General features: G+C 72.2%; 19 protein-coding genes. 9 read left to right on the top strand and 10 right to left on the bottom strand.

Annotation, left to right across the window (positions count from 1 at the left end; translation table 11 throughout):
• Positions 1-2: 2 nt before the first annotated feature.
• Complete coding sequence (locus KDN32_RS01585; RefSeq protein ID WP_307853609.1) at positions 3-677, bottom strand: dihydrofolate reductase family protein; 675 nt, start codon at positions 675-677, stop codon at positions 3-5.
• 30 nt (positions 678-707) lie between these two features.
• On the opposite strand from KDN32_RS01585, the gene KDN32_RS01580 reads away from it, so the two are divergent.
• Positions 708-1,610, top strand: a complete 903-nt coding sequence (locus KDN32_RS01580; protein WP_211730370.1) for a dihydropteroate synthase — start codon at positions 708-710, stop codon at positions 1,608-1,610.
• 60 nt (positions 1,611-1,670) lie between these two features.
• Here the strand turns inward: KDN32_RS01580 and KDN32_RS01575 are convergent, their stop codons facing one another.
• From KDN32_RS01575 to galE, 3 genes are all read right to left on the bottom strand, one after another.
• Positions 1,671-2,543, bottom strand: coding sequence for a hypothetical protein (locus KDN32_RS01575; RefSeq protein WP_211730369.1), 873 nt, complete (start codon positions 2,541-2,543; stop codon positions 1,671-1,673).
• Between the two features lie 141 nt (positions 2,544-2,684).
• A complete protein-coding gene (locus KDN32_RS01570; protein ID WP_249216332.1) occupies positions 2,685-3,503 on the bottom strand; it encodes an N-acetylmuramoyl-L-alanine amidase in 819 nt (272 codons plus the stop codon).
• Positions 3,503-4,516, bottom strand: a complete 1,014-nt coding sequence (galE, locus tag KDN32_RS01565) for a UDP-glucose 4-epimerase GalE (protein WP_211730368.1) — start codon at positions 4,514-4,516, stop codon at positions 3,503-3,505. Before galE ends, KDN32_RS01570 begins: the two co-directional genes overlap by 1 nt.
• Before the next feature lie 43 nt (positions 4,517-4,559).
• Between galE and gmd the strand changes: the two genes are divergently transcribed.
• Both gmd and KDN32_RS01555 read left to right on the top strand, forming a co-directional pair.
• A complete protein-coding gene (gmd, locus tag KDN32_RS01560; protein WP_211730367.1) occupies positions 4,560-5,540 on the top strand; it encodes a GDP-mannose 4,6-dehydratase in 981 nt (326 codons plus the stop codon).
• Entirely contained in the window at positions 5,537-6,487 is a 951-nt protein-coding gene (locus KDN32_RS01555) for a GDP-mannose 4,6-dehydratase (protein WP_211730366.1), read from the top strand. Before gmd ends, KDN32_RS01555 begins: the two co-directional genes overlap by 4 nt.
• Positions 6,488-6,738: 251 nt before the next feature.
• Here KDN32_RS01555 and rfbA read toward each other — a convergent pair whose 3' ends face one another.
• On the bottom strand, positions 6,739-7,605 hold the full coding sequence (rfbA, locus tag KDN32_RS01550) for a glucose-1-phosphate thymidylyltransferase RfbA (protein ID WP_211730365.1): 867 nt from the start codon (positions 7,603-7,605) through the stop codon (positions 6,739-6,741).
• 63 nt (positions 7,606-7,668) lie between these two features.
• On the opposite strand from rfbA, the gene KDN32_RS22075 reads away from it, so the two are divergent.
• Genes KDN32_RS22075 through KDN32_RS01535 form a run of 3 tightly spaced genes read left to right on the top strand, consistent with a single transcriptional unit; the run spans position 7,669 to position 12,032 of the window.
• Positions 7,669-9,570: a DUF4012 domain-containing protein gene (locus tag KDN32_RS22075; RefSeq protein ID WP_211730364.1), complete on the top strand. Its 1,902-nt coding sequence runs from the start codon at positions 7,669-7,671 to the stop codon at positions 9,568-9,570.
• A 10-nt stretch (positions 9,571-9,580) separates the two neighbouring features.
• Positions 9,581-10,579: a dTDP-glucose 4,6-dehydratase gene (gene rfbB / locus KDN32_RS01540; RefSeq protein WP_211730363.1), complete on the top strand. Its 999-nt coding sequence runs from the start codon at positions 9,581-9,583 to the stop codon at positions 10,577-10,579.
• 52 nt (positions 10,580-10,631) lie between these two features.
• A complete protein-coding gene (locus tag KDN32_RS01535) occupies positions 10,632-12,032 on the top strand; it encodes a sugar nucleotide-binding protein (RefSeq protein WP_211730362.1) in 1,401 nt (466 codons plus the stop codon).
• A 124-nt stretch (positions 12,033-12,156) separates the two neighbouring features.
• Here KDN32_RS01535 and KDN32_RS01530 read toward each other — a convergent pair whose 3' ends face one another.
• The 4 genes from KDN32_RS01530 to KDN32_RS01515 all read right to left on the bottom strand — a co-directional run bounded on the left by KDN32_RS01530 (position 12,157) and on the right by KDN32_RS01515 (position 14,845).
• Positions 12,157-12,450, bottom strand: a complete 294-nt coding sequence (locus tag KDN32_RS01530) for a DUF2516 family protein (protein ID WP_211730361.1) — start codon at positions 12,448-12,450, stop codon at positions 12,157-12,159.
• Between the two features lie 123 nt (positions 12,451-12,573).
• Positions 12,574-13,332, bottom strand: coding sequence for a hypothetical protein (locus KDN32_RS01525; RefSeq protein WP_211730360.1), 759 nt, complete (start codon positions 13,330-13,332; stop codon positions 12,574-12,576).
• A 47-nt stretch (positions 13,333-13,379) separates the two neighbouring features.
• Positions 13,380-13,763, bottom strand: coding sequence for a helix-turn-helix domain-containing protein (locus tag KDN32_RS01520; protein WP_211730359.1), 384 nt, complete (start codon positions 13,761-13,763; stop codon positions 13,380-13,382).
• Between the two features lie 101 nt (positions 13,764-13,864).
• On the bottom strand, positions 13,865-14,845 hold the full coding sequence (locus KDN32_RS01515) for an asparaginase (protein ID WP_211730358.1): 981 nt from the start codon (positions 14,843-14,845) through the stop codon (positions 13,865-13,867).
• Between the two features lie 40 nt (positions 14,846-14,885).
• Between KDN32_RS01515 and cysC the strand changes: the two genes are divergently transcribed.
• Genes cysC through KDN32_RS01500 form a run of 3 tightly spaced genes read left to right on the top strand, consistent with a single transcriptional unit; the run spans position 14,886 to position 17,649 of the window.
• Positions 14,886-16,109 (top strand): adenylyl-sulfate kinase, encoded by a 1,224-nt coding sequence (cysC, locus tag KDN32_RS23125; protein ID WP_211730357.1) that lies wholly within the window; start codon positions 14,886-14,888, stop codon positions 16,107-16,109.
• Positions 16,106-16,642 carry an arsenate reductase/protein-tyrosine-phosphatase family protein gene (locus KDN32_RS01505; protein ID WP_211730356.1) on the top strand — a complete coding sequence of 179 codons (537 nt, stop codon included), beginning with the start codon at positions 16,106-16,108 and terminating at the stop codon, positions 16,640-16,642. The genes cysC and KDN32_RS01505 overlap by 4 nt, the downstream gene beginning before the upstream one ends.
• Positions 16,642-17,649 (top strand): sulfite exporter TauE/SafE family protein, encoded by a 1,008-nt coding sequence (locus tag KDN32_RS01500; RefSeq protein WP_249216331.1) that lies wholly within the window; start codon positions 16,642-16,644, stop codon positions 17,647-17,649. The genes KDN32_RS01505 and KDN32_RS01500 overlap by 1 nt, the downstream gene beginning before the upstream one ends.
• Positions 17,650-17,859: 210 nt before the next feature.
• Here the strand turns inward: KDN32_RS01500 and KDN32_RS01495 are convergent, their stop codons facing one another.
• The gene (locus KDN32_RS01495; RefSeq protein ID WP_211730355.1) at positions 17,860-18,684 is read right to left on the bottom strand and encodes a beta-keto acid cleavage family enzyme; all 825 of its coding nucleotides are present in this window, start codon (positions 18,682-18,684) and stop codon (positions 17,860-17,862) included.
• Between the last annotated feature and the right edge of the window lie 16 nt (positions 18,685-18,700).

Below are 18,700 nucleotides of genomic sequence, written 5' to 3'. Positions count from 1 at the left end.
GCTCAGACCAGCCAGCGGCCCAGCAGCGTCCCGTCCTGCTCCAGCAGCAGGGCGGGGCGCACGGCCACGTCGACGTCCGGACCGCCGGCGATCCGCGGGCCGTCGCCGGCGACCAGGCGCGGCGAGATCGTCCAGCACAGCTCGTCGACCACGCCGGCGGCGAGCAGATCGCCGAACAGCGAGGGCCCGCCCTCGCAGAGCTGGTCGCGCCAGCCGCGGCTCAGCAGCTCGGCCTTCAGCGCGACCAGGTCGATCTCGTCCTCGCCCAGCACCAGCACCTGCTCGTGGCCGAGCAGCTCGCGCGCCTCGTCGAGCCCCTCGGCGCTCGCGACGGTCGCCACCAGCACGCGCTCGCGGGGTGCCTCGCGCAGCGTCGGGGGCACGTCGGCGCGGCGGCTGACCACGACGACCGGGATCTTCGGGACGTCGTACTCCTCGTCGCGGATCGTGCCGGCGCCGACCACGAGGCAGTCGGCGTGCTTGCGGAGGGTGTCGAAGACCCGCTTGTCGGCGTCGTCGTTGATGCTCGTGCTCAGGCCGTCGGCGCCGGTCGCGGAGCCGTCGACGGTGCTCACGAAGTTGACCCGCATCCACGGCTCGCCGCGCGGGGCGTACGCCTCCTGGAGCTGCTCGTCGGACAGGTCGGACAGGCGCTGCAGCTCGAAGGACTCGGTCACCGTTCCATCCTCCCCTCTACGATTTCCGCCGTGATCACCCTTGCGGACCTGGCCCACCTCCAGCACGCCCACGGAGAGGCCTGGGACTCCCCCGTGGCCCCGGTCGTGCTGCCGGGGCCGCGCGGCCCGGTGACGATCGGCGACGGGCCGGTGACCCTCATGGGCTGCGTCAACCTGTCCCGTGACTCGACCTACCGCGAGAGCGTGGCCACCAGCCCCTCCGATGCCGTGCGGATGGGGCGCGTGCAGGCCGCCCAGGGCGCCGCGATCATCGACCTCGGCGCCGAGTCCAGCAACGCCACCGCCGCCCGCGTGGGCGCCGACGACCAGGTCGCGCGCCTGGTCCCGGCCGTGAAGGGCCTGGCGGAGGAGGCAGTGGTCTCGGTGGAGACCTACGAGCCCGAGGTCGTGCGCGCCTGCCTCGACGCCGGCGCCCGGGTCCTCAACATGACCGGCCGCGAGCACGAGGACGAGATGCTGGCGCTCGCCGCGGAGTACGACGCCGCCGTGGTGCTCTGCTTCGGCGAGACCGCCAACGTCCGCGAGATCTCCGACGTGCCGCCCGACGCCGACCCCGTACCGGTGCTGCTCGACCACTTCGCGCCCCGCATCGCGCACGCCCGGTCGCTCGGCGTGGACAAGGTCGTCATCGACCCTGGCATGGGGTTCTTCTACGGCAACCTCGTCGACCCGCTGACCCGCGCCCGCCACCAGACCAAGGTCCTCGCCCAGGGCTTCCGGCTGCGCCCGCTCGGCGTCCCGGTCTGCAACGCCGTCCCCCACAGCTTCGACGTCTTCGGCGACGAGTTCCGCAAGGGCGAGGGCTTCTACGCCGTCTTCGCCGCGCTCGGCGGCACCCACCTGATCCGCACCCACGAGGTCGCGCACCTGCGCGTCGTCCTGCGCGGGTTGGCCGAGCTCGGGGTGCGCTGAGCCAGCACCGCCGGGAATAGGCAGTTCAGCTGCGGCCGCGCGCGGCTGAGCGTGGATCGGTCACCAGGTCCGGCGAACTGCCTGCTGGAGTCGGAGGTCGACCACGTCCTGGAGGGCCGCCCGGCAGTAGTCGGGGTCGAACATCACCTCCTTCCACGTGAAGCGCACGACGACCAGACCGCGGCGCGCGCACGCCGTGTAGCGCCTGACGTCCTTCTCCAGCGACGCCGCGTCGCTGTGGAACTCGAACGACTCGCACTCGACCACGATCCCCAGCGCGAGGTCGGCGAGGTCGACCCGACCGACACCGCGGATGGACACCTGCGGCTCGACGCGCAGCCCGCGGACCTCGGACGCGATGGCGCGGGCACAGGACTCGAAGGGTTTGGCGGCTCGGCCATCGGCTGCTCGCGCCACCCGCAACGCCTTCGCCCTTCCGGTCCGCGGACTGGCCTCCGCCGCTGCGACGAGGCTCCGCCGACTCACTGACCCCGCTCGCAACGCCGAGTCGGCGACGCTGAGCGCGACGTCGAAGTCGTACGCCCGCGCGCAGTCGATCACCGTCACGACGGGGTGCGTCACACCGCGCTGCACCTGCGTCGCCCTCAGGTCGCGCCAGTGGACCTCCAGGCCGTCCCCGGGGTGCGACCGGTTGCGCGGCAGCGTGACTGTCGGCCGGTCCGGCGGGTGCTTCACCTTCCGCCCGTGCTCGATGGCGGCGCACAGGTGGGAGACGGTCCCCGACACCGCGGCGGCGCTCGCCCTGACGTCGGCGAGGTCACCCAGGGCGTACGTCCCGCGCTGGAGCCGGGTGATCGTCCCGGCCGCGAGCTCGGCGTCGAGCTGGGCGCGGGTGACGAGGGGCGCCAGCTCACCCCAGCGAGCGACACCGCCGAAGATCCGCACCACGTAGGAGGACGTCATGTGCGTCATCCGGGCAGCGTGTCCGACCGCCGGCCGCCCCGCACCCGGTCATCCACAGACCTTCGGCAGGCAGTTCGCGCCGCGGATCACCGGCCGTACGCTCGCCGGCTCGGGGCGCCGCTCGAGCTGCCTACTTTCGTCGGCGGCCGGTCAGCCCAGGAACTCCCGGATACCGACGACCAGCCCCCGCGCGTAGCGCGCCCGCCCGCGCGGCGAGGTCATCACGCGGGCTTCGGCGGCTGAGCGCATGTTGCCGAGCTCGACCATCGCGGTCGGGACGTCGGAGAGGTTGAGGGTGCCGAGGTCGGAGCGGACGTCGAGGCCGTCGCCGCCGGCGACGTAGTTGGCGACCACGAACCGCTTGCCGAGCAGCCCCTCCTTCAGCGCCTGGGCGAGCCGCATCGACGGCGCGGCGATGTCGTCGGTCCAGGGCGCCCGGTCCGGCGGCACGATCACGTGGAAGCCGCGGGCTCCCCGGGCGTACGACCCGTCCGCGTGCACCGAGACCTTGAGGTCGGCGTCGATCGCGTTGCCGGCCCGGCCACGGACGTCGACGCACGGGCCCCAGCGGTCCTGGCGGTTGCTGTGCCGCGTCATCCGCACGGTCGCACCGAGCGCGCGCAGCCGCTTCGCGAGCAGCCGGGAGACCTGCCAGGTGAAGGTCGCCTCCGGGAAGCCGCGGTTGGTCGCCGTGCCGGTCGTGTTGCAGGGCTTGGTGAAGCCGCCGGCCGGCACCGGCCGGTTGATCTCGGCCGGGAAGTTGTGGTTGCCGAGCTGGTGGCCGGGGTCGATCACGACCACCCGACCGGCCAGCGGATCGGCCGACTTGTCGACCGCCATCGACGCTGGGCGCACGCTGTTGCGTGCGTCGAGCGGAGATGTCTCCGCTCGAGTCGCGCCGGCGACGGCGCCCCCGGACCCCACCGCCAGCGACAGCACCAGGGCGAGGACGGGCGCGAGCCGGCGCATCAGCCCGCGAACCCCTGCGGGTTCTGCGACTGCCAGCGCCAGGCGTCGGCGGCCATGTCGTCGATGGACTTCTGGGTGCTCCAGCCGAGCTCGGCGTTGGCGCGCGACGGGTCGGCGTACGACGTCGCGACGTCGCCGGGGCGGCGCGGGACGACCTCGTAGGGCAGCTCGCGCCCGACCGCGCGCTCGAAGGCGTGGAGCATCTCCAGCACGCTGGTGCCGCGACCGGAGCCGAGGTTCCAGGTGTTGACAGACTTGTCGGTGCGGGTGAGCTCCTCGAGGGCGGCGACGTGGCCGGCGGCGAGGTCCTCGACGTGGATGTAGTCGCGCACGCCGGTGCCGTCGACGGTGTCGTAGTCGTCACCGAAGACCGCGAGCTTGTCGCGCTTGCCGACCGCGACCTGGGCGATGAAGGGCGTCAGGTTGTTCGGGATGCCGGACGGGTCCTCGCCGATGGTGCCGGACGGGTGCGCGCCGACCGGGTTGAAGTAGCGCAGCAGCGCGATGCGCATCTCCGGCGAGGCGACGGCGACGTCGCGCAGGATCTGCTCCTGCATCACCTTGGTCCAGCCGTACGGGTTGGTGGCGAAGGTCGGCTGGTCCTCGGTGGCGCCGGCCTGGTCGGTGCCGTAGACCGTGGCGCTGGAGGAGAAGACCAGCTTGTCGACGTCGTGCTTCTGCATCGCGCGCACCAGCGAGAAGGTCGAGCCGAGGTTGTTCTCGTAGTACTCCAGCGGCTTGGCCACGCTCTCGCCGACGGCCTTGAAGCCGGCGAAGTGGATGACCGCGTCGAAGCCCTCGGCAGCGAACAGGTGCTCGGTCTTGTCGTAGTCGCACAGGTCGAAGGAGTGCAGCGGCAGGCTGGTCCCGGTCAGCGCCTCCATCCGGCCCTTCACGACGGGGTGCGAGTTGCTGAAGTTGTCGACGATGATCACGTCGTGGCCGGCGGCGACGAGCTGGATGACGGTGTGCGAGCCGATGTAGCCGGCACCGCCGCTGACGAGGATCTTCATGAGCCACACCCTAACCAGCAGCGCGCCTGACAGACTGGCCCGCATGCCGAGTGCACTCATCACGGGAATCACGGGTCAGGACGGGCTCTACCTCGCCGAGCTGCTGCTGGAGAAGGGCTACGACGTCCACGGCCTGATCCGCGGGCAGAACAACCCGCGCCGCGAGCTGGTGCAGAAGGTCGTCCCCGACGTCACGCTCCACAACGGCGACCTCACCGACCTCTCCAGCCTGATGCGGGCGATGCGCGACTCGCAGCCCGACGAGGTCTACAACCTCGGCGCGATCTCGTTCGTCGCGTACTCGTGGGAGAACGCCTTCGTCACCAGCGACGTGACCGGCATGGGCGTGCTCAACGTGCTCGAGGCCGTACGCCTCCACGCGGGCGACGACCCGGCGAGCATCCGGTTCTACCAGGCGTCGAGCTCGGAGATGTTCGGCAAGGTGCAGGAGGTCCCGCAGTCCGAGAGCACGCTGCTCTGGCCGCGCTCGCCCTACGGCGTCAGCAAGGTCTACGGCCACTACATGACCATCAACTACCGCGAGTCCTACGGCATGCACGCCTCGTCGGGGATCCTCTTCAACCACGAGTCGCCGCGGCGCGGGCCGGAGTTCGTGACCCGCAAGATCAGCCAGGCCGTCGCCCGGATCCACCTCGGGCAGCAGGAGGACGTCACCCTCGGCAACCTCGACTCGCGGCGCGACTGGGGCTACGCCGGCGACTACGTCGAGGCGATGTGGCGGATGCTCCAGCAGGACGAGGGTGACGACTACGTCATCGCCACCGGCGAGACCTGGTCGATCCGCGACTTCCTCGAGATCGCCTTCCGCCACGTCGGCATCGACGACTGGGCGCCCTACGTCAAGCAGGACCCGCGGTTCATGCGGCCGGCCGAGGTCGAGCTGCTGATCGGGGACGCGTCGAAGGCGCAGGACAAGCTGGGCTGGACGCCGACCGTGCCGTTCGCCGACCTCGTGGCGATGATGGTCGACGCCGACATCGCCGCCGCCAAGGCCGGCTGGTGACCGCTCGGGCCCTCATCACCGGGATCGGCGGCCAGGACGGCAGCTACCTCGCCGAGCGGCTGGTGGCCGACGGCCTCGAGGTCCACGCGCTCGTGCTGGCCGCCGACGGCCACCCCGCCCACTGTCCGACCGAGGTGGTCCTCCACGAGGGCGACCTCGGCGACGTCGAGGCGACCCGGCGGGTGGTGCGCGACGTCGCACCGACCGAGCTCTACAACCTCGCCGCGATCAGCTCGGTCGCCCAGTCGTGGGAGGAGCCCGACCGCACGGCCCACGTCAACGGCCAGGCCGCCGTCGCGCTGATGGAGTCGGCACGGCTGGCGGGCGACACCCGCTTCGTGCAGGCCTCCAGCGCCGAGATCTTCGGCGAGCCGGCGGAGTCGCCGCAGACCGAGGACACCGCGCTGCGGCCGGTGAACCCCTACGGCGCGGCGAAGGCGTACGCCCACCTCGCCGCCGGCGTCTGCCGCCGGCGGGACCAGCACGTGTCGAGCGTCGTGCTCTACAACCACGAGTCGCCTCGGCGCCCCGACCGGTTCGTCACCCGCAAGATCACCTCGACGGTCGCCGCCATCGCGCGCGGCGAGGCCGACGGTCTCGCGCTCGGCAACCTCGACGCGCGCCGCGACTGGGGCTGGGCACCCGACTACGTCGACGCCATGGTCCGGGCGGCGCGCGCCGACGAGCCGGGCGACTACGTCGTCGCGACCGGTCGCTCGCACTCGGTCCGCGAGTTCGTCGCCGCCGCCTTCACCGCCGCCGGGATCGCCGACTGGGAGCCGCTGGTCCGGGTCGACCCCGCGTTCTTCCGCCCCGCCGACCCGACCGAGCTGGTCGGTGACGCCTCGCGGGCACGCGAGGTGCTCGGCTGGGCGCCGACGGTCGCCTTCGAGGAGGTCGTGCGCCGGATGGTGGCCGCCGACCTCGGCCCGACACTCGCTGGCTGAGGTGCGAGGAGCGCCAGCCCCGCCACTCGCTGGTTGAGGTGCGAGGAGCGCCAGCCCCGCCACTCGCTGGTTGAGGTGCGAGGAGCGCCAGCGACGAGCCTCGAAACCTGCGATCACAGGCGTGGTTTCGAGGCTCGCTCCGCTCGCACCTCAACCACCGAGGGCCGACGCTCGCACCTCGACCACCGAAGGCCGGCGCTCGCACCTCGACCACCGAGGGCCGGCGCTCGCACCTCGACCACCGAGGGGGCTCAGCCGTGCTGGAGCAGCCCCAGCAGGTACTCGCCGTAGCCCGACTTGCGCAGCGGCTCGGCGCGGGCGACCAGCTCGTCGTCGGAGAGCCAGCCCATCCGCCAGGCGACCTCCTCCGGCGCGCCGACCTTGAAGCCCTGGCGGCCCTCGATGGTGCGCACGAAGTTGGAGGCGTCGTTGAGCGAGTCGAAGGTGCCGGTGTCGAGCCAGGCGGTGCCGCGGGGCAGGACCTCGACGTGGAGGCGCCCCTCCTCGAGGTAGCGCCGGTTGAGGTCGGTGATCTCGAGCTCGCCGCGCGCGGACGGCTCGAGCTCGGCGGCGTACTGCACGACGTCGTTGTCGTAGAAGTAGAGCCCCGGCACGGCGAAGTCGCTCTTCGGGTGCTCCGGCTTCTCCTCCAGCGACAGCGCGCGGCCGTGCTCGTCGAACTCGACCACTCCGTAGGCCCGGGGGTCGGCGACGTGGTAGCCGAAGACCGCCGCGCCGTCGAGGTCCTTGAACCGCAGCAGCTGCTGGCCGAGGCCCGAGCCGTAGAAGATGTTGTCGCCCAGCACCAGCGCAGAGCGCTCGCCGCCGATGTGGTCGGCGCCGATGATGAACGCCTGGGCGAGCCCGTCGGGTGACGGCTGGACCGCGAACGTCAGGTTGATCCCGAACTGCGAGCCGTCACCGAGCAGACGGTGGAAGCCCTCGGCCTCGTGGGGCGTGGTGATGATGAGGACGTCACGGATGCCCGCGAGCATCAGCGTCGACAGCGGGTAGTAGATCATCGGCTTGTCGTAGACCGGGACCAGCTGCTTGCTGATTCCCTGGGTGATCGGGTGCAGCCGCGAGCCGGTCCCGCCGGCCAGGATGATTCCACGCATGGGCGCCACCCTAGAGGTTGGCTTCCGCCCGCGCGGCTCGACACCGTTTGGCACCATGGCCCGGTGCCGTCCTCCCGCCGCAAGACATCGCGACGACTCCTCCGGCCGGCCACCGTCGTCGCCGGCCTGTTCCTGCTGCTCGTCGTGCTGGTCCTGCTGGCGCTGCCGTTCCGCAACGCCCCTGCCAGCGCGGAGAGCGCGAAGGCCGACCTCGAGGCGGCGCGCACGGCCCTGCAGGCCGGCGACCTCGACGCCGCGTCCGCGAGCGTGGCGAGCGCCCGGCAGCACGCCGACGAGGTGCAGGGCGCCGTGCAGGGCATCGGCGGCGACATCTGGAGCCTGGTCCCGGTCGTCGGCGGACCGGTCTCCGACGTGCGGCACCTCGGCAACGCCCTCGACCGGCTCACCTCGACCGCAGAGGTCGCGGTCGAGGCCTGGCCGACGGTGGTGGGCAAGGACGCGACGCTGCTGCAGGGCGACGCGGTCGACGTCGACGCGCTGCGCACCCTGGTCGGTGCCGTCTCCACCGCCAGCGCCGACCTCGACGCCGCCCAGCTCGAGCTCGGCCAGGTCGACGACTCGGCGCTCCTCGTCGGCACCCGCCTCGCCGACGCGCGCGACCAGGCAGCGGAGGTCGTGACCCCGCTCGCGTCGGCGGCCCGCAGCACGAAGCCGCTGACCGACGCGCTGCCCGACCTGTTCGGCGCGACCGGCCGGAAGTCGTACCTCCTCGCGCTGCTCAACCCGGCCGAGCAGCGCTTCTCCGGCGGAGCACCGCTCACGCTCGCCCCGCTGACGGTCCAGGACGGCCGCCTCACCGTCGGCGAGGCCCGCGACACCACCGACCGCGACCTCTACCAGGTGGGCCGGTGGGAGCGGGTCGAGGGCAACCCGTTCCACACCGGCAAGCTGCGGATCTCGACCGCGACCTACGCCCCGGACTGGTCGGTCTCCGGCGAGGAGCTGCTGCGCGGCTGGGAGCGGCGCGGCGGCGACCCGCAGGACGGCCTGATCGCGGTCGACGTGGTCGCGCTCGCCGACCTGCTGCGGATCACCGGCCCGGTCGACGTACCGGTCTACGGCCGCGTCGACGCGGCCAACTTCACCCAGAAGATGGTCGGCGACTACGACTCCTTCCCCTCCAACGAGGCCCGCCACGACCTCAACCTCGCCCTCCTGCCGGTGTTCTCCGAGCGCCTGCTCGCAGCGGGCCAGGGCCGCGAGAAGATCGAGTCGCTGCGTGACTCCGCCCGCGGGCGGCACTTCGCGATGTGGATGCGCGACCCCGACGTGCAGGCCGCGGTCACCGACGTCGGCCTGGCCGGCGAGCTGTCCGACACCGACCACGACTACCTCGCGGTCCTCAACCAGAACACCAACGCCAGCAAGGCCGACTACTGGCAGCGCCGCTCGGTCGAGACCGACGTCCGGCTGCGCGAGGACGGCTCGGCGAAGGTGCGGATGACCATCACCGTCGACAACGACTCCCCGCCCTACACGCAGTCCTTCGCCGACCCCCGCGGCGGCACCAGCGTGACCCGCTGGAACGGCATGACCCTCGGCGTCTTCCTGCCGACCGGAGCGGACGTCACCAGCGCCACCGTCGCCGACAAGACCCAGGGCAGCGACACCTTCGACTACTACGGCCGCCCCTACAAGCTGCTGCGGATGACGCTCCCGCCGGGCGAGTCGCGCACCGCCGTGCTGGAGTACGTCGTCCCGGAGGCCGCCACGGCGCCCGGCGACGGCACCATCACCTACCACCTCGACGCGACCCCGCAGGGCCTGGTCGTGCCCGAGCAGGTGTCGGTCACGGTGCACTGGCCCGAGGGCTACGACGTCACCGACGTGCCCGACGGCTGGACCCGCACCGGCGCCGGCGTGGCGTCGTGGGAGGACCCCGCGCTGGCGACCCAGCCGAGCTTCACCGTCACCGGCTCGGTCCCCGGCACGACCGCGCCCTAGACTCCCGCGCATGGAACGCCTTCTCGTGACCGGGGGCGCGGGGTTCATCGGCTCGAACTTCGTGCACCACATCGTCGCCAACACCGACCTGCGGGTCACGGTGCTCGACAAGCTGACCTACGCCGCCTCGAAGGAGTCGCTGGCGGGCCTGCCCGAGGACCGGGTCCAGCTCGTCGTCGGCGACATCGCCGACGAGGACGTCGTCGACCCCCTGGTCGCCGCCCACGACGCGGTGGTCCACTACGCGGCCGAGTCGCACAACGACAACTCGCTCAACGACCCGAGCCCGTTCATCCGGACCAACATCCTCGGCACCTACACGATCCTCGAGGGCGTCCGGAAGCACGACAAGCGCCTCCACCACGTCTCGACCGACGAGGTCTACGGCGACCTCGAGCTCGACGACCCGAAGCGCTTCACCGAGGACACCCCCTACAACCCGTCCTCGCCCTACTCCGCCTCCAAGGCCGGCTCCGACCACCTCGTGCGCGCCTGGGTCCGCAGCTTCGGCCTGCGCGCGACGGTGTCGAACTGCTCCAACAACTACGGCCCCTGGCAGCACATCGAGAAGTTCATCCCGCGCCAGATCACCAACGTGATCGACGGCATCCGCCCCAAGCTCTACGGCTCCGGCGAGAACGTCCGCGACTGGATCCACGCCGAGGACCACTCCTCCGCGGTGCTCGCGATCCTGGAGAGGGGCCGGATCGGCGAGACGTACCTCATCGGCGCCGACGGCGAGAAGAACAACCTCGAGGTCGTCCGGCTCATCCTCACGCTGATGGGCAAGGACGCCGACGACTTCGACCACGTCAACGACCGCGCCGGCCACGACCTGCGCTACGCCATCGAGTCGGGCAAGCTGCGCCAGGAGCTCGGCTGGCAGCCGCAGTTCCAGGACTTCGAGTCCGGCCTGGCCAACACGATCACCTGGTACCAGGAGCACGAGAACTGGTGGCGCCCCCACAAGCAGGCCACCGAGGCGAAGTACGCCCAGCAGGGCCAGTGAGCCCCGCTGGTCGAGGAGGGACGAAGTCCCGTCACGAGGCAGAGGACCCCCGATGACCGATCTGAGCGTCGAGACCACGCCGATCCCCGGGCTGCTCGTGGTGCACCTGCCGGTGCACGGCGACGCCCGCGGCTGGTTCAAGGAGAACTGGCAGCGCGAGAAGATGGTCGCGCTGGGCCTGCCCGACTTCGGGCCGGTGCAGAACAACATCTCCTTCAACGGCTCGCGCGGCGCGACGCGCGGCATCCACACCGAGCCGTGGGACAAGTTCGTCTCGCTGGCGACCGGGCGGATCTTCGGCGCCTGGGTCGACATGCGCGCGGGTGAGAGCTTCGGCACGACCTTCCACCTCGAGATGGACACCTCGGTCGCGGTCTTCGTGCCCCGCGGCGTCGGCAACTCCTACCAGGCGCTCGAGGACGGCACGGCCTACACCTACCTGGTCAACGACCACTGGCGTCCCGGCGTCGCCTACCCCGCGCTCCACCTCGGCGACGAGACCGCGGCGATCCCGTGGCCGATCCCGCTCGAGGAGGCAGAGATCTCCGAGAAGGACCACCGCAACCCGCGCCTGGGCGACGTGGTGCCGATGCAGCCCAAGCGCACCCTGGTCCTCGGCGCCGGCGGCCAGCTCGGTCGCGCGCTGTGCGCCGCGCTGCCCGACGCCCACGGCGTGACCCGCGCCGAGCTCGACGTCACCGACGCCGCGGCGGTCGCCGCGTGGCCGTGGCACGAGTACGGCACCGTGCTCAACGCCGCGGCCTACACCGCCGTCGACGCCGCCGAGACCCCCGAGGGCCGGGTCGCCGCGTGGGCGGCCAACGCCAGCGCCCCCGCCACCCTCGCGCGGATCGCCCGCGACCACGGCCTCACGCTCGTCCACTACTCCTCGGAGTACGTCTTCGACGGCACCGCGCCCTCCGACCCGGGCCACGTCGAGGACGAGCCCCTGTCGCCGCTCGGCGTCTACGCCCAGACGAAGGCTGCCGGCGACGTCGCGGTCGGCCTCGCGCCGCGTCACTACGTGCTGCGCACCTCGTGGGTGATCGGCGACGGGAAGAACTTCGTCCGCACCATGCAGGACCTCGCCGCCCGCGGCGTCTCCCCCAGCGTCGTCGACGACCAGGTCGGCCGGCTGACCTTCACCGACGAGCTGGTGCGCGCCACCCGCCACCTGCTCGACTCCGGCGCCGACTACGGGACGTACCACGTGTCCAACGGTGGTCCCGCGATGTCGTGGCGCGAGGTCGCGCAGGCGGTCTTCGAGCGCTCCGGTCGCGGCCGCGACGACGTCAGCGGCACCACGACCGAGGCCTACGCCGCCGGCGTGCTCGACCAGGGCAAGCCGTTCGCGCCGCGCCCCCTCGGCTCGGCGATGTCGCTGGCGAAGATCCGCGCCACCGGCTTCGAGCCCGAGGACGCGATGGCCGCACTGGACCGCTACCTCTCCTGACCGACCGCGCCCCGGCGGAGCTGTAACGCCGGGTTACTGCAACTACCCACCCCCATGCATCACGGTGAGTACAGCCTCTAACCCGGCGTTACAGCGCGCGAGGCAGCGGGCGGGCGGGGGAGGGTCAGCGGCGGGAGGTGACCTCGCGCAGCGCGGGGCGTACGTCGGCGAGGTAGACCAGCGAGGCGATGGTGAAGACCAGGTGGATGATCCCGAGCGGTGAGCTGCCGATGAGGATCAGCTGGGCGGCGAAGCCGAGGCCGGTGATCAGGCACCACGCCGGCTTGGTGAGCTTGCCGGCGGCCTCGTAGGCCTCGGCGCTGTAGGTCAGGGCGTTGACGAACGCGAAGCCCTTGATCGCGAGCAGCACGACGAGGACGACCAGCATGGTCGTGCTCTGCACGGCGTAGAAGTACACGCGCCCAGCGTAGACGCTCCGCGCACACCGGGTCCGGACGCACGAGGGCCCCGTCCGTGGCGGACGGGGCCCTCGATCAGCGTCGTGACGACGTCAGAACAGCGCGAGCTGCTCCTCGTCCCTTCAGTCGCCGACCTTCTCGGCGGCCTCGGTGACGGCCTGCACCGCGTTGGACGCGGTGGTCTGGGCGGCGGTCGCGGTGGCCTTGGCGCTGCTCTGGGCGGCAGCGGTCTTCTTGGTCGGGGCCTTGCGGGCCGGCGCCTTCTTGGCGGTCGACTTCGTGGCCGGCGCCTTCTTGGCGGTGCTCTTCTTGGCGGTCGACTTCTTGGCCGCGGTCTTGCTGGCGGTCTCGACCTTCTTGGTGGCGGTGGCCTCGGCCTTGACGGCCTTCTCGGCCTGGGTCTTGGTGGTCTTCGCCTTGGCGACGGTGGTCTTCGCGGACTTCACCGTGGCCTGGGTCGACTCCTGGCGGCGGATCCGGTCGACGAGGGTCTCGCCACGCTTGACCAGGTCGGCGTAGGCGGCGTTGGCGGCGGCCACGTTCTCGTCGACCAGGCCGGACACCTGCGAGGTGACCTTGCCGGGGTACGCGCGGGCCTCGGACTGCAGCTCGGCGACGCGGGCCTCGACGGCGGCGCGGCGGGCCTGGGCGTCCTTGGCGAGGGCGTCGACGCGTGCGCTGACGGCGGTGACGGCCTGGTCGCGCAGGGCCTTCGGGTCGGTGCTGGTGGCCGACTTCGCGGACTTCTGCAGGCCGGCGACGCGCTTCTGCACGTCGGCGACGGCCTCGCGGACGACCTCGACGGCGAGGTCGGTGACGCCGACCCCCGCGAGGACGGGCTTGAGGGCCTCGGACTTGATGTCGAACTTGGCGGTGGCCATGTCGGATTCTCCTTGTGTGTGCGGGTGTGGCATCAGGACTGGGTGGGTCAGGACTGGCTGTCGCGCTCGTTGAGCGCGAGGAACGAGGCGTAGACGTCGAGCAGCGACTGCTTCTGCCGCTCGCTGAGGCCGGCATCGGAAAGCACGGCGAGCTCGACGGAGCCCGCGTGGCCGGGGTCCGGGTGGACGATGCCGGCGCGGACGTAGAGCTGCTCGGCGGAGACGCGCAGCGCCTTGGCCAGCTGCTGGAGCACCTCGGCGGACGGACGGCGCAGGCCGCGCTCGATCTGGCTGAGGTAGGGGTTGCTCACGCCGACCTGGTCGGCGAGCTGGCGCAGCGAGAGGCGGGAGGCGAGCCGCTGCTCCTTGAGGTAGTCGCCCAGGGAGTCGACGACCGACTTGGCGGTCTTGTCGTCCTTGTTCTTCGCCATGCCTCCAGTGTGCTAACTGAGTTAGCAGATCGCAAACAGCCGGGACGTGAGTAGCCTCACTCTTCCCAACCTGCTTGCGTTCTGGTGCTAGCTGGACGCGCTCAGAACGTCGCGCGGATCTCCCCGACCGGCACGCCGCCGCCGAGCAGGTCCAGCCGCCCGGTGGAGCGGACGGCGTCGGCGTCGACGCCGTCCTCGTCGAGCAGGCCGGAGCGGCGCAGCGCCTCGGCCATCAGGACCGGGCGTACGCGGGCGGCCCCGTCGTCGGTCTTGAGCGCCCAGGCGCGACCGTCCGGGACGGCGACGGCGTAGACCGACTCGGCCCCCGCCTTGCCGATCAGGCCCGGCACGGCACGGTGCAGCGCCAGCTCGTCGCGGGTGGTGCCGCTGACGAACTCCGGGTGCCGGCGGATCGCCTCGGCGACGCGCTGCTCGGACCCGGACGTCGCGGTCGCGAGCGTCGCGAAGGCGCGCGCGAGGCCGACGAGCGAGGTGGACAGCAGGGGCGCGCCGCAACCGTCGACCGCGGTCGTGGTCACCGGCTCGCCGGTGAGCCGGGCGAAGGTCGCAGTGATCGCCTGCTGGAGCGGGTGCTGCGGGTCGAGGTAGGTCGCGGTGTCCCAGCCGTTGAGGACGCAGGTCGCGAGCATCGCGGCGTGCTTGCCCGAGCAGTTCATCAGCACGGGCGCGCGGGCGCCTCCGGCGCGGACGACCGCCTCGCGGGCGTCGTCGTCGAGCGGGTAGTCGGCCGGGGTCTGCAGCGCCGACTCGTCGAGGCTGGCGCCCGCGAGGATCCGGCGTACGCCCTCGACGTGGAACGCCTCGCCCGAGTGGGACGCGCAGGCCAGCGCGAGCAGGTCGTCGGGGAGGTCGAGGCCGAGCTCGACCATCGCCAGCGCCTGGACCGGCTTGTTGCTCGAGCGCGGCAGCACCGGCACGTCGACGGCGCCGACCGACCAGTCGACCGAGCCGTCGGCGGCGAGGGCGACCAGCGAGCCGTAGTGGTGGCCCTCGACGAACCCGGAGCGGACGATCTCCGCGACGACGGGGCGGGCGGCGGCGGACGGACCAGCGGCAGACATGCGGGCAGGCTACCGATCACCGGTCTGAGAGGATGCGCGGGTGATCCAGCACTGCCCCACGCCGACCGAGCTCGACGACCTGGAGCTCCTCGTCTCCGGGGCCTACGCCCCGCTGACCCGCTTCAACGAGCCCGGCAGCCCGGTGACCCTGGCGCTCCCCGAGGGCGCCGACGAGGCGGAGCTGGTCGACCCCGAGGGCCTGCCGCTGGCCCGCGTCACCGCCGACGGGTCCCTCGAGCCGCTGACCCACGCGCAGTACGGCCCCTTCCGCCGGCTGCACCTCACCCCCGCGCAGGCCCGCGAGCAGCACGCCGGCGCCACCTTCGTCCCGGTCGCCGACGCGCTGACCGAGGCCGACCTCGACGCCCTGCGCGGCCTGGGCCGCGTCGTGCTGGTCGCGCTGATGGGCACCGGCACCTCCTCGCTCTCCCCCGTCGCGCTGGTGCGCGCCACCCTCGCCGCGGCCGACCTGCTCGACGACGCGAGCGTGGTGGCCGTACCGATGCCGTCCCACGGCGACGCGGAGGCCGACCATGCGCTCGGCGCGCAGGTCGTGGCGACCTACGCGGGACAGGACCCGGTCCACGCCCTCGCCGACGCACCGCCGGTCGAGGAGGGCGCTCAGCGCCCGTCACGAGACCCGGCCGCCTTCCCCGCCCCCATCGCTGCGATCGTCGCGGAGGACCGCCCCGAGCCCGAGGACCAGGGCCTCGTGCTGTTCTTCACCGGCCTGTCCGGCAGCGGCAAGTCGACCCTGGCCCGTGCACTGATGGACCTCCTGCTCGAGCAGGGCGGGCGCAGCGTCACCAGCCTCGACGGCGACGTCGTACGCCGCCACCTCTCCGCAGGCCTCACCTTCTCCAAGGCCGACCGCGAGACCAACATCCGCCGGATCGGCTGGGTGGCCGCCGAGATCGCCCGCCACGGCGGCGTCGCGGTCTGCTCGCCGATCGCTCCCTTCGCCGAGACCCGCGAGCAGGTCCGGCAGATGGTCGAGGACGCCGGCGGCGCGTTCTTCCTCGTCCACGTCGCCACCCCGCTCGAGGAGTGCGAGCGCCGCGACCGCAAGGGGCTCTACGCCAAGGCGCGCGCCGGCGAGATCCCGGAGTTCACCGGCATCTCCTCCCCCTACGAGGAGCCCGAGGACCCGGCGGTCCGCGTCGACACCACCGGCCGCTCCATCGAGGACGCGCTGCACGACGTGCTCGTCGCCCTCGACGAGTCCGGCCACCTGCATCTCCTCGCGGAGGCACCGACCGCATGAGCGAGCCCCTGCGGGTCCTGTTCGTGTGCACCGCGAACATCTGCCGCTCCCCCACGATGGAGCTGCTCGCGCGCGACCTCGCCGGTGACGCCGCCGTCGAGTTCAGCAGCGCCGGCACCCACGCCCGTGACGGCGACCCGATCAACCCCGACATGGCCGCGACCCTGCGACAGGGCATCGGCGACGACTTCCGCAGCCGTCGCGCCACCCGGGAGGTGCTGGCCGACGTCGACCTGGTCCTCACCGCCGAGGACGTCCACCGCCGCCACCTGCTCGACGACCACCCCCAGCTGCACCGCAAGGTGTTCACGCTGGGGCAGTTCGCCGCGACCATCGCCGAGCTGCCCGACCTCGACGGCCGCGAGCTCGTCGAGGCCGCCGGGCGGCGCCGCGCCGCGCCCGCACCCGAGCACGACGTGGCCGACCCCTACCGGCGGGGCACGGCCGCGGCCGAGGCGGCGACCGGCACAATCACCCACATGCTCAGCGCGATCGTCCCCCGCCTGACCGCGTCGCAGCCGCAGGAGGGCTGATGGACTGGATCACCGCCACCTTCTTCTCGATCCTCGCCGCCGGCTTCTTCGTCGGCATCGTGGTCGGGCTCACCGGCATGGGCGGCGGCGCCCTGATGACGCCCGCACTGCTCTTCCTCGGCGTCGGCGAGGCCGCCACAGTGGTCACCGCGGACCTCACCGCGGCGGCGGTCTACAAGACCGGCGGCGCGATCGTGCACAAGCGCGAGGGCTCGCCCAACATGCAGCTCGCCAAGTGGCTGATGATCGGCTCGATCCCGATGGCGCTGCTGGGACCCCACCTGGTGTCGTGGTTCACCGACGACATCGACGAGCTCAACCACGTCCTGATCATCTGCATCGGCTTCGCGCTGCTGCTCGCCGCGGCGACCTACGCGCTGCGGCTCTACGTCAACCTGGTCCGCGTCCGGTCCGGACGCCACGCCACCGACGACAACCCGGCCGTCCGCGTGGTCCCGACCCTGCTCGTCGGCATGCTGGGCGGCCTGCTCGTCGGCGTCACGAGCGTCGGCTCCGGCTCGGTCATCATGATCGCCCTGCTCATGCTCTACCCCGGCCTCTCCGCAGTGAGGCTCGTCGGCACCGACCTCGTCCAGGCCGTGCCGCTGGTCCTGGCCGCGGCGATCTCCAACATCGCGCTGCACGGCATCGACTGGTCGATCCTCGTGCCGCTGGTCATCGGCTCGGTGCCCGGCACGATCCTCGGCTCGATGCTCGCCCCGCGCGTCCCGCAGTCGTTCATCCGCCGCGGCATCGTCGTGGTGCTGACGATGAGCGGCGTCGCGCTGCTCGACAAGTCCGGCTGGGCACCGCTCGGCAAGGACGAGACCCACCCGATGCTGATCGCCGGGATCGGCCTGGTCGTGCTGCTCGTCCTGCCGGTCGTGTGGGGCTTCATCCGCAAGACCCAGGGCCTGCCGATGTTCGGCTCGCCGACGATCGCCCAGCTCGAGGACCCGTCCTACCGCCCCGGGGTGGTCGGGATGAAGAAGGTCGACGGGGCCTGAACTGATCCCCGGCTGCCGCGCCGCGGACACCGCGCCTTGCGCTCGACGAGCGGTGCCCCACCCACGTTCGCGGTGACTCGATCGTGGGTGGCGCACCGACGCGTCGGCACGTCGTGCGCGGCGCGCCGGTGGGCGGTGTCTGAGCCACACTCCTGGCCGCCGGAATGTCGGTGTGACACCGCTCCGGCGGCGAGGCGCCCGAAGCGGCCCTCACCCCAGCCCGAGCAGCTCCCGGCACTGCGCGGGCGTCATCGGCGTACGCTGCGCGATCCGGCCGAGGTCGACGGCGCGGGAGACGAGCTGGGCGTTGGACTCCACCGGTACGCCGCGGCTGATGGTGAGCACGTCCTCCATCCCGACGCGGAGGTGGCCGCCCATGGAGAGCGAGGCCATCGCGACGGCGAGGGTGGAGCGGCCGATGCCGGTGGCCGACCACGAGGTGACCTCCGGCGGCAGCGCGTGGACGCCGGCGACCAGCGCGGGGGCAGTCCCGGGCATGCCGCCGGGGACGCCCATCACGAAGTCGACGTGCACCTTGCCGCCTGCCGGGGTGCCGTACTCGCGGATCAGCCGGCCGAGGGCGTGGACCTGGCCGAGGTCGAACAGCTCGAACTCCGGCGCGACGCCGCGCGAGAGCGCGAGCTGGTAGAGGTCCTTCACGAACGGCCACGGGTTGAGGAAGACGTCGTCGCCGAAGTTGGTGGTGCCCATGGTGAGCGAGCACGAGTCGGGCTCGGCGTCGAGCACCTTCAGCCGCTCGTCGAGCGGGTCGTGGACCGAGCCGCCGGTGGAGAGCTGGACGACGAGCGACGAGCTCTCCCGCACGGCGGCGACCCACTCGCGCAGCAGCGCCTGGTCGAGGGTCGGGGCGTGCTCGCCGTCGCGGACGTGGAGGTGGATCATCGCCGCGCCGGCGGCCTCGCACTCGGCGGCCGTGCGGGCGATCTCCTCCGGGGTGGTGGGGAGCTGCGGGCAGTCGGACTTCGCGGTCTCGGCCCCGGTGGGGGCGACCGTGATCAGCAACGCATCAGGCATGGCGGCATCCTTGCAC

Source organism: Nocardioides palaemonis (assembly GCF_018275325.1).
GTDB lineage: Bacteria > Actinomycetota > Actinomycetes > Propionibacteriales > Nocardioidaceae > Nocardioides > Nocardioides palaemonis.
Note: the sequence above shows the minus strand (reverse complement) of the source record. Positions and strands in the feature narration are given on the sequence as shown.